13 protein-coding genes are annotated in these 10997 nt (G+C 40.0%); 10 read left to right on the forward strand and 3 right to left on the reverse strand.

Annotation, left to right across the window (positions count from 1 at the left end; translation table 11 throughout):
- Positions 1-52 precede the first annotated feature (52 nt).
- From HHO47_RS02355 to HHO47_RS02380, 7 genes are all read left to right on the forward strand, one after another.
- Positions 53-1318 carry a metal-dependent hydrolase family protein gene (locus tag HHO47_RS02355; RefSeq protein WP_169018519.1) on the forward strand — a complete coding sequence of 422 codons (1266 nt, stop codon included), beginning with the start codon at positions 53-55 and terminating at the stop codon, positions 1316-1318.
- A 222-nt stretch (positions 1319-1540) separates the two neighbouring features.
- Positions 1541-3952 (forward strand): TonB-dependent receptor, encoded by a 2412-nt coding sequence (locus tag HHO47_RS02360; RefSeq protein ID WP_169018521.1) that lies wholly within the window; start codon positions 1541-1543, stop codon positions 3950-3952.
- Between the two features lie 300 nt (positions 3953-4252).
- Positions 4253-4798, forward strand: coding sequence for a GbsR/MarR family transcriptional regulator (locus HHO47_RS02365; RefSeq protein WP_169018523.1), 546 nt, complete (start codon positions 4253-4255; stop codon positions 4796-4798).
- Positions 4799-5311: 513 nt separating this feature from the next.
- Positions 5312-5740 (forward strand): retropepsin-like aspartic protease, encoded by a 429-nt coding sequence (locus tag HHO47_RS02370; protein WP_169018525.1) that lies wholly within the window; start codon positions 5312-5314, stop codon positions 5738-5740.
- Between the two features lie 42 nt (positions 5741-5782).
- Positions 5783-6220: a DinB family protein gene (locus HHO47_RS02375; RefSeq protein WP_348981627.1), complete on the forward strand. Its 438-nt coding sequence runs from the start codon at positions 5783-5785 to the stop codon at positions 6218-6220.
- A gap of 34 nt (positions 6221-6254) precedes the next feature.
- Complete coding sequence (locus HHO47_RS19620; protein WP_348981630.1) at positions 6255-6329, forward strand: hypothetical protein; 75 nt, start codon at positions 6255-6257, stop codon at positions 6327-6329.
- 281 nt (positions 6330-6610) lie between these two features.
- Entirely contained in the window at positions 6611-7093 is a 483-nt protein-coding gene (locus HHO47_RS02380; protein ID WP_169018527.1) for a hypothetical protein, read from the forward strand.
- 222 nt (positions 7094-7315) lie between these two features.
- On the opposite strand, the gene HHO47_RS02385 is transcribed toward HHO47_RS02380, so the two are convergent.
- A complete protein-coding gene (locus HHO47_RS02385) occupies positions 7316-8332 on the reverse strand; it encodes a lytic murein transglycosylase (protein WP_169018683.1) in 1017 nt (338 codons plus the stop codon).
- 4 nt (positions 8333-8336) lie between these two features.
- Positions 8337-8618 (reverse strand): YcgL domain-containing protein, encoded by a 282-nt coding sequence (locus HHO47_RS02390; protein ID WP_169018529.1) that lies wholly within the window; start codon positions 8616-8618, stop codon positions 8337-8339.
- A gap of 169 nt (positions 8619-8787) precedes the next feature.
- Between HHO47_RS02390 and minC the strand changes: the two genes are divergently transcribed.
- The 3 genes from minC to minE are packed head-to-tail and all read left to right on the forward strand — an operon-like array spanning position 8788 to position 10575.
- Positions 8788-9492, forward strand: coding sequence for a septum site-determining protein MinC (gene minC / locus HHO47_RS02395; protein WP_169018531.1), 705 nt, complete (start codon positions 8788-8790; stop codon positions 9490-9492).
- Between the two features lie 5 nt (positions 9493-9497).
- On the forward strand, positions 9498-10307 hold the full coding sequence (minD, locus tag HHO47_RS02400; RefSeq protein ID WP_169018534.1) for a septum site-determining protein MinD: 810 nt from the start codon (positions 9498-9500) through the stop codon (positions 10305-10307).
- A 1-nt stretch (position 10308) separates the two neighbouring features.
- Positions 10309-10575 (forward strand): cell division topological specificity factor MinE, encoded by a 267-nt coding sequence (gene minE / locus HHO47_RS02405; protein WP_169018536.1) that lies wholly within the window; start codon positions 10309-10311, stop codon positions 10573-10575.
- Positions 10576-10623: 48 nt separating this feature from the next.
- On the opposite strand, the gene HHO47_RS02410 is transcribed toward minE, so the two are convergent.
- Positions 10624-10977 carry a DUF1428 domain-containing protein gene (locus HHO47_RS02410; protein ID WP_169018538.1) on the reverse strand — a complete coding sequence of 118 codons (354 nt, stop codon included), beginning with the start codon at positions 10975-10977 and terminating at the stop codon, positions 10624-10626.
- Positions 10978-10997 lie beyond the last annotated feature (20 nt).

The following is a 10997-nucleotide window of genomic DNA, read 5'->3' on the forward strand; positions in this document are numbered from 1 at the left end:
TAAAAACTGCTTGTTACATTGCTATATTAAATAATTAAAAATTAGAACATAAATGAATAAATTATCTCTCGCTGTTCCACTAAGCTTGCTGTGTGTTAGCGCTTTTAATACTCAAGCAACCACTTATATAAGTGCGAAAGCAATGCTTGATATTAATAATGGTAAATTAATAAACGCCCCATTGCTCCAAATTGATGATGGGATCATTACAAAAATCACTACCAAACAAACTCCTAAGCTACAACAAGGTGATGAGCATATTGAGCTACCTGAATTAACAATTCTGCCAGGGTTGATGGATATGCACGTTCATTTAACCAGTGATCCAACCGTGCCAAGAAGTGAGCGTATTGGTCAATCAGTGCCACGCCAAGCGATTAAAGCGGCATACTTTGCTGAAAAAACCTTAAAAGCAGGCTTTACAACCTTACGTAACGTAGGCGCAGAAGGTTACAGTGTCATTGCAGTACGTGACGGCATTAATGCTGGCGATATTATTGGCCCACGTATTTGGGCAGCAGGTCCCTCTTTAGGGGTTACGGGTGGACACTGTGATAACAACCGACTACCTCCTGAAATGAAATACACTGCCGAAGGTGTGGCTGATGGCCCATGGGCTGTTCGTGCAAAAGTACGCGAAAATATCAAGTACGGTGCCAATGTCATTAAGTTTTGCGCCACTGGCGGAGTATTTTCCAAGGGCACAAAAGTAGGAATTCAACAGTATTCATTAGAAGAAATGACTGCCATTGTTGATGAAGCACATATGCGTGGCTTAACGGTTGCTGCACATGCACATGGTACAAGTGGTATTACCGCAGCCATTAAAGCCGGTGTAGACAGTGTTGAACATGTGAGCTTTGTTGACGATGAAGCAATTAAACTGGCAAAAAAACATGGCACTTGGTTTTCAATGGATATTTATAACACTGAATATACGCTCACGTTTGGTGAGCAAAATGGTGTAGCAGAAGAAAACTTAGCAAAAGAACGTCAAGTATCTAAAAAGCAACGCGACAGCTTTAGCCGTGCCGTAAAAGCCGGTGTCAATATGGTGTTTGGTACCGATGCTGCTATTTATCCACATGGTGATAACGCTAAACAGTTTGCACGTATGGTTGAGTTTGGTATGACGCCACTACAAGCCATTCAATCTGCGACTATAAATAGTGCAAAGTTACTTAAACAAGACAGCAACCTAGGTCAAATTAAAGTTGGCTTTGCGGCTGATATAATCGCCGTAAAAGGAAACCCGCTTGATAATATTAGTCAACTTGAACAGGTTGAGTTTGTAATGAAAGCAGGTGAAGTTTATTAGGGTATATTGACCTTTATGGGGTTAATCATTAGCCCCATAGTCTAAAATGACAATAAAAGCTCTCTATTCACAGAACGTAAAACCCATCATTTGTTAACCAGAAAAAACCAGCCAGTAACATAATTGTTTACAGAATAAATTATTGTCTATTTTGGGTATTTAATACTTGAAATACAAATACAACACATTATCATTGCACAAAATTTCAAATGATAACTATTTATGACAACACATAAACTTTCTTTAATTACTCTCGCGTGCTTAACCGCTTTTAATGCAATATCTGCTGAGCAGACAGATCTTGAACATATAACCGTTTACCAAAAGCAAAACCAAGTTGTATTAAACTCGGGTTTAGCTACAAAATCTGATATGTCACTGATGGAAACCCCGGCTCCAATTGTTGTTGTCGATCAAGAACTAATAAACTCACAAGGCGTTGATAATTTACAAGACTTAACCCGTAATATTAGTGGTGTAACGCAAGCAGGTAACAACTACGGCATTGGTGATAATTTAGTGATCCGTGGCCTTGGTGCAAATTATACGTATGATGGTATGTATGGCGGTGCGGGCCTTGGTAACACATTCAATCCAACTCGATCACTAACCAATGTGGAGGCTGTAGAAGTATTAAAAGGCCCCGCCACTGGTTTATATGGTATGGGCAGCGCAGGTGGCGTTATTAACTTGATTGAGAAAAAGCCACAGTTTACAGAGCAGCACAACGTACAAGCTGAAATTGGTCAATGGAATACCTATTCATTATCAATTGATAGCACCAATGCCATTACCGAAAATTTGGCTTACAGAGTTAATGCAAAAACCGCGCGTAGTGATGGTTACCGCGATTTAAAAGATGACCGTGATGAAATCTACGGCGCATTAAAATATGTGTTCAATGACCGCCAAAATATTATGATCTCAGCCGCTTATATTAAAGATGCCATAGCAGTTGATTCAATTGGCCACCCGATCCGTATTTATAATGCACAGTCGGTAAATGGCAAAACCGCCGGCCAAGTCACTGGCGATGATTTAGTCAATGATCCAACCTCTGCAGGGCTGCAATTATCTGATGCACAACGCCAACAACTCGCTAATTCACTTGCAGCTAACGACGGTTTAACACCGTATAAATTTGGTCATCGCGGTATTATCTCACCCATGGCAAAAGATAACGAAGGTGAAGAACTGCGTTTTAAATTAACGCATAACTATTACTTAACTGATGATTTATTTTTAAACCAACAACTGCAATACCGTAATTATGAGTCAAGCTTCTCTCGTCAAACGGGTGCCTATAACTATGTGTATTGGAACCGTAGAGGGGTAATTAATGCTGATCCTCGTGCACCATTGGTAGTTGATGATGTACTTTATCCATTTGCTGCACGCAGGCAAGAATTTCGCCAAGTACAAGCGGATGAGAAATCATGGCAATACTTTGCAGATTTACGTTATGACTTTAGTTTAGGTGATATAGAAAACGAATTTTTGATCAATGCTAATTATGAAGATCGCGATATACGCTTCACACAGTATTCTATTTGGGATAAAGACTATATTCTCAAAGATAAAAATGGCGATGTAGCCTATCAAGGCTCTTTACCCTATATTCTAGATATTCGTACACCAGTTTGGTCAGACGGGCAATTTAGCGACTATGATCCGCTTAAAACCAGTAACTATAGTAAAAAAGTGCAAGCATGGGGCTTAGGGCTGCAACATGTTGCTTATATCAATGACACCTTCACGACCCGTATTGGTGTTGCATACAACGAAATCACCCAAAAATATGAGCACCTAGGAATAGATGCCCGTTATCGCGCTAGCGCCGCTGCTGCAACGCCAGAAGCAAGTACCTCGGATAATGGTTTAACCTATAATTTAGGGGCAACATACAAACCGACCGATGATCTGTCTATATTCATAAACCACTCTAAAGGCCGCACCGCGTACAGTGTGTTAGGTTCAGTAAAAGGCAATGAAGCTGATCGTGATGATGCGCAATCGCTTAGTACTGATTTAGGTATTAGAGTAAAAGCCTTCGATGATCAATTACTGGCCTCATTAGTAGTATTTGACACTGCACGCACTAACTTAGAATATTCAAACCCTGCCTATGATGATACAAAGCCAGATCCATCAATCCCAAAAAATTACTTTGATGGTGAAGAAAAAACCCGTGGTGTCGAGCTTGATTTAAATGCCTATTTAAATGATCAATGGAAGGTTAATATCAATGGTGTATACCAAGATGCACGTGATCAGAAGAATCCCAATGTGAGCACATTTGCTGCGCGTCAAAAAGGTGTGCCTTATGTTACCGCAAGTAGTTGGTTAACCTATAGTGCACAGTGGTTTGAACTAGCCCAGCCACTAAAGTTAAGTGCAGGTGTTAAATATGTGGATGATCGTAGTACCAATGCATCATCATTTGGTATTCCTGATGGTTATGTACCAAGTTATACTATTTATGATGCAGCGCTGAGTTATAACACTGATAAATGGGGCTTACAGCTAAATTTAAATAATTTGTTTAATAAAGTATATTACTCCAAAGCAATGTTTTTAGGTGGTATGCCAGGCGAAGAACGTAATGCAAAACTAACTTTGAGCTATAAGCTATAAGCTGTAAAAGCGCACAAAATGCTTGTGCGCTTTTTTACGTTTACATAGTGACTACTATACCCAAACCAACCCGCTGGGCGTTTCAGCGACACTACCCTCAGCGATGTAACTCTTAAAGGGACTGCTATTATTGCAAAATAACGCCTTGATATTAAGCCTCTGTGAAACACTGAATTCTGCATATTAAGGTTGCTTGGGTATACACAGCCAAGGAAAATTCAGCGTATTTATCAGTAAATCTTGCTAAACATATTCAGCGTGCTAGCATTAATTTCATTATTTATTGAAACTTGAGAAGCAATGACGTTATCAGATAAGAACTTCGCCTTTGTAATGCACTGTGGCGAAATGGGCAGTCGTTGGGGTTTTAATCGCACCATTGGCCAAATGTGTGGTTTATTGATCATAACCAAAGAGCCAATGACAGCGAATGAAATCGCCGACGCCCTGAGTATATCTCGCGGTAATGTCAGTATGGGTATCAAAGAATTACAATCTTGGCGCTTAATTAAAGTGCAGCATATTCCAGGTGACAGAAAAGAATACTACGCACCCGCTGGCAGTATTTGGGATATGGCGAACCGCGTGTTTGAAGAACGTAAAAAGCGTGAAATTGACCCTACCCTAAGCTTACTCAGAGATAACTTGCTAGAGCCTGCAACCAATGACGATGAAAAGTTTGCCCAGCAACAAATGCATGAAATTCATGATCTACTCGAAACCGTCACCAAGTGGTCTTCAGAACTACAGCGCTTAAGCCCTGAACAGCTACAAAGCTTAATGAAGCTAGGCTCAGGTATTGGTAAAGTACTTGATTTTAAAGACAAGATATTGAAAAAATCATAGCAGCGGTTTTACATCGCGTCAGTAATTTGAGGTTCTAGGTTCTAAAAATTTTAACCACAGAGGACACCGAGATCACAGAGATCACAGAGAAATATACAAGAGTTAAATGTTCTAACTCTGTGCAGCGCGAAGCGCCTTTGTGTTCTCTGTGGTGAATAAAAATTAGCAATAAGTGCAATGGGCGGTTCATATCCAGCAATAAATATTGATCCAAATATCTCTCAATGACGCTAAATCTTGTAAAGCTAAGTACTCATTGCCCAGCGCAATGTTAATTCCTTTTTTTGAGCCCTTACTCACTCAAATAAGCCACGCAAACACCTGTAATACCTTTGTAAAATGCAATTAAAACAGCACCAAGCACTCTTTTTATATTTCACGTGAAAGTCAGTTATCAATTGAATCAAAATAGCAACTCGGCTATGGTTAATCCATCAATAAAAATAAATTAAAAACGAGTTATTCTACAGCCTCGTTAGCATTCAGTAATGAAATTTAAAATAAGGAATATTCATGGATTTAGTTAAAGGAAAGGTTTTTCTTGAGTTTGAAATGTCAGAAACTGGCCATCAAATTGTTGAAGCAAAAATTAATGGGAAATTATTACGTTTTATATTGGATACTGCCGCTGGATCATCTGTACTAAATAAGGCTTGTCTTGCTGAATTAGGCATCCAAGAAGTCTCTAGTGAGGAAAGCGCTGCTGGGCTTGGCACTTCTGAACACGAAATGGGAAATATAGTGGTGCCAGAAATTGAGTTGGGAGGTAGATTATATGAATACCCAGAGTTTGTATCACTTAATCTAGATCATGTTCAGGTTGCTGGAGGTGAAAAGGGTGTTCATGGGTTATTAGGTTCGCCATTTTTTTCAAAATATAAAGCAGTAATAGATTTTGGTACCAATAGGGTAGTGCTTTCTTATCCTTTAAGCGATAATTAAAAACGAGTAATTCTACAGACTCATTAACCATGATAATGATCTATGATGAGCCTGAAAGATCACTTTGAATTGCTGGCGGCCTATAATCAGCGGATGAATTTAAAGGTGTATGAGGCTTCGAGTCAGCTCTGTGCAACTAATCTGGCCCAAGACCGTGGGGCCTTTTTTGGATCCATTCTCGGAACTCTTAATCACATCATTGTTGGTGATACTATCTGGCTAAAACGGTTTGCTACCCATCCAGCCTGCTTGCGGTCTTTACAGGAGGTAGCTGATATTCCAAATCCAAAGAGCCTGGATCACATAGCCTTCAATGACATTGGTAGCTTATCGGAGCACCGGTTTTGGTTGGATCGGATTATTATCAACTGGACAGCCGAGCTATCTGAAAGTGATCTGGATTTCATTCTCAGCTACCAAAACACCAAGGGGATCTCCGCTACCAAACGATATTCGAGTCTAGTTCTTCATTTTTTTTAACCATCAGACTCATCATCGTGGCCAAGTTTCTACATTGCTATTGCAGGCAGGCGTGGATATTGGGGTTACTGACCTGTTGGCTGAGATTCAGGAGGAAACACATGCATAACAAAGCGAACATACTTTTGAGATCACCGCGATGAATCAAGAATTAAGACTATTGGAAGAAATCCTAAAGAGAAATAGCGAAGATCCTGACTCAATTAATATTGGTCAGGGAGCTAGAGAGAGGTGTAGAAAGCGCGTATGCACGAAAACGTCGGAAAAAAACCACGTTCGCAGAGGCTCTTGCATTTACTCTTGTTGAAACTATAGATGTGTACGCATCTCTTTTTTCGAAAAAGAAGGCGCAGCCAACGACTCCATATTGGGCAGAGGAGGCATTAAAAATTGACGGAATGGGAAGATGTTGAAAGGCTTGAAAAAGAAGTCATAAGCTTTGAACCCGAGGACTCATTTTTACCTAAAGCTTATTCAATAAACAAAGATAAGCTTAAGAGAGTAATGGATCGTCTTGAAAAAGTTCAAGGTAGAAAGTTTTCAAAAGGTATCTCGCTACCAGTGGACAGTACAATTACTTTTCCGTTCTCATATAGATCACCCCACCTATTAAAATCCAAGAAAATGGATATCTCATTCAAGGCAACTTATATGCTTGATGATGATGTTGTACATACTCGTACAGCTACAACACGCGTAACTTTATTGCCTTCTGCTTTTGCTGTGCCTACTGGAGGAATGATAGGTGCAGCCGTAGATTTTATCATAAAACAGACACTAATGTCTGGAAATGCGGATGCACTAATTAACTGGGCAGTTTTAGCTGGGTTATATTCTGAGGCTATCCTAAGTAAGCTTCAGAGCTTATTGTAGCGGTTATAATCGGGTAGCTGGAGATCTCTCACCTCCAGCCCCCACACCACCCATCATTCGCTTTTCATTAGCAAAAAGTGCAATGGGCGGTTCATTTTCTGTAATGAATATCGATCAAAATATCTCTAAAACTAAAATATACTGACCAAAGCGGAGATAAACTCGCGCTTAATACAAACACCCTAGAACCTAGATCCCAGCAATCTAGCACCTAATTACTTATTAAATCGCTGGATAACCAATACGGTCTGATAAATATCCTACGCTGGTGGCGAAGTAGTATGAACGGTTCCAGTGCATCAGTGCTTTGTAATTGTCATACGCAAGGTACATTCTGCCGCCCATGTCATCTGGCATTACTAATGCAGCGGTAACATCTACATTGGGTAAATCGGTGCCGTCCATTTTACGCACACCTAGTGCTTGCCAATCAGCAAGTGAACGCTCTGATTTAGCCCAATATTCAAGCCACTGCTTACGTGTTTTAGTACCACGTTGTAATACATAATTTGGATCAAATCCCTCTGGTAATTTAACCTGGCGACCCCAGGTTAAATCGTCGTTCCAGCCAGCTTGTTTTAAGTAATTTGCAATTGAGGCAAAAGCATCAACTTGGGTGGTCCAAATATCTTTTCGACCATCTTTATCATAATCTACCGCGTAGGCATTAAATGAGGTTGGCATGAATTGCGTTTGCCCCATCGCACCGGCCCATGAGCCTTTAAATTTATCTAAGGTAATGTGCCCTTCTTTGAGGATATCCAGTGCTGCCCATAATTGATTTTTATACATGGTTTCACGACGACCATCAAAGGCCAGGGTTACTACCGATGAAATAACATTATGGCCACCTTGAATTTTACCAAAGTTACTTTCAAGCCCCCATAGGGCAACAATAAACCGTGCCTGTACACCAAACTCTTTTGCAACCTGTTCTAACACGTCTTTATTTTCAGCGTATAATTTACGCGCACGGTCAATTTTCCATTGCGGCACACGTTTTGGTAAATAAGTTTCTAGCGTTTCTTTTACTTCAGGTTGGTTTTTATCTGCTGAAATTATCTTTTCTTTAAAATGTGCAGTCGCAAAGGCATCGTCGATTAACTGACTATCGTAGCCTTTTTGTGCTGCTTCTTGTTTTAAGCCTGCTACATATTCGTCAAACTGTGCTTGAGTCTTGGCCAGTGCCGATGTACTAATACAGGCACTGCATAAAATTGCAGCCAATTTTGTCATGATATGTTTAGTCACTTTCAACTCCATTTTGTTTTCTGTGTTCAGCTAGTAAGTTAGCTGTTGGTGGCGGCAACTGAAGATAAAACCCAGCATCCGTTAATGCTTGTTCAACTAAATTTAAGTCAGCCCCGCCTAAATGCGTACGTTTTGCTAAATTAATTAACATGACGTAATGAGGTTGACCAAACATCGCCATCAATGGTTCCGGAACCTTGCTAAAATCATCCCTTTTTTCTACAAAAAGGAAGGTATCCGCTTTTTTCTTACTTTTATATACCGCAGTCAGCATTATGACCCTATAAAATCTTGCTTAACAGTGCCGCACACTATACCATGAGACTAATAATAAGTTAGAAAATTTAGATTAGAAATTTCACCTTATCCATATAAACACAGGCCTTATTCAGCCTGCGTTTATTTAAATTTTGTTTCTAGTCAAAAAATACAATTGAGTGTATATGTCGGACCAAATTTTTGAGCTAAAGGGAAATCTTTTTACGTTATCAGTTTTACATCTTTATAGTGCTGATATAAACCTTTTAGCCGAACAACTGTATATAAAAATAGCCCAAGCTCCTCGATTCTTTGCAGGCGCACCTATTGTTGTTAATTTAATTGAAGTTAAAAACAATGAAGTAGATTTTGTTCACTTAAAATCCTTGATTGAGCGCTTAAACTTTAATGCGGTAGGTGTATGTAATGGCTCAGACGAGCAACATACACAAGCCAAGGCCGCTGGGCTTTCTGTTTTAAATTATTCACAAGACGTTAAGAGTGAACAGGTTAAACAACAAAGTAATACATCTATCGTTGAGAAAACAGTTTATTTACCAGCGCAAGTTATCAATGGCACAGTGCGCTCTGGTCAGCAAGTATATGCAAAAGACCGCGACTTAATTGTCTTTGGTGCGGTAAGTCATGGTGCAGAAGTAATTGCTGACGGGAATGTGCATATTTATGGCACATTACGCGGCCGTGCAATTGCAGGCGCACAAGGTTACAACGAAGCCCGTATTTTTTGCCAAAAATTAGAAGCAGAACTTGTTTCTATTAATGGCAATTACTGGATCAGCGACTCCTTGCAAGGCGAGTTCTGGGGCAACGCTGCACAAATCCAACAAAAAAATGAATCATTAGAAATTTCAGCTTTGGTTAAAGGATAAATCTTATGGCAAAAGTAATTGTCGTTACGTCAGGTAAAGGTGGTGTAGGCAAAACTACATCAAGTGCTGCTATTGGCACAGGTTTAGCTCTAAAAGGCTACAAAACAGTCATTATTGACTTTGATATTGGGCTACGTAACCTTGATTTGATCATGGGGTGTGAGCGCCGTGTCGTCTATGACTTTGTTAATGTAATTAACGGTGAAGCAAACTTAAATCAAGCGTTGATCAAAGATAAGCGGGTAGATAAATTATTTTTATTACCAGCATCACAAACTCGCGATAAAGATGCTTTAACCCGCGAAGGTGTTGAACGCGTATTAAACGAGCTGAAAAAAGATTTTGATTATATCGTCTGTGATTCACCGGCAGGTATCGAAGCCGGCGCGATGATGGCAATGTACTTTGCGGACGAAGCAATTGTTACAACCAACCCTGAAGTATCTTCAGTTCGCGATTCAGACCGTATTTTAGGTATTTTGCACAGCAAATCTAAACGTGCTGAAGAAGGGCTTGAAAACATAAAAGAACATTTATTACTGACTCGCTATAACCCGGAGCGAGTAGCACGTGGTGAAATGCTGTCAGTGGAAGATGTGCAAGATATTCTTTCTATCGAATTGTTAGGTGTAATACCTGAATCACAAGCGGTACTAAGTGCATCAAACTCAGGCCAGCCAGTAATATTAGATGCAGAGTCTGATGCTGGGCAAGCCTACGCCGATGCAATTAATCGCTTATTAGGTGAAACAGTCGAATTTCGCTTCTTAGATGTAGAAAAGAAAGGTTTGTTCAAACGGATATTTGGAGGTTAACGTGTCACTACTTGACTACTTCCGCTCAGAAAAGAAAAATACAGCGTCACTAGCAAAAGAGCGATTGCAGATCATTGTTGCGCATGAGCGCTCACAGCGTGGTACACCTGATTATTTACCACAGTTGAAACAGGATATTCTTGATGTTATACGTAAATACGTCAACATCAGTAATGACGCGGTACAAGTCCAATTCGATCAAAATGAAGATGACTTAGCGGTATTAGAACTCAACGTCACCTTACCTGATGAAGAGAAAAAATCATAATAAATTGGGGCGCTATTACAGCGCTCTTTTTATATTTTGCAAGCTCAACTAGCGCTCAATAATCGCCTTAAAACTTCCATATATCAGTCGCTTACCGTCAAATGGCAATGGGTTTTGTTGTAAATCGCAAATAGGATCCTGCATAAATTTAGCCATGCCTTCATCTCTGGCGGCTTTTGATGGCCACTTGACCCACGAAAATACCACGGTCTCATTTTCGGCACATTTTACTGCTTGTAGAAATGACGTATGTGTTCCATCAGGAACGTCATCCCCCCAAGCTTCAATTACTTCAATTGCCCCGTATTGTTTAAACACGTGTGCTGCTTTATCAGCATGTTCGGCATATTCAGCTTGTCTATTGGTGGGAACTGCACAGACAAATCCGTCAATATAACTCATTGGGTCTCTCCTTTAGTGTT

The sequence above is a fragment of the Pseudoalteromonas arctica genome, from assembly GCF_012927645.1.
In the GTDB taxonomy this organism is placed as follows: domain Bacteria; phylum Pseudomonadota; class Gammaproteobacteria; order Enterobacterales; family Alteromonadaceae; genus Pseudoalteromonas; species Pseudoalteromonas arctica_A.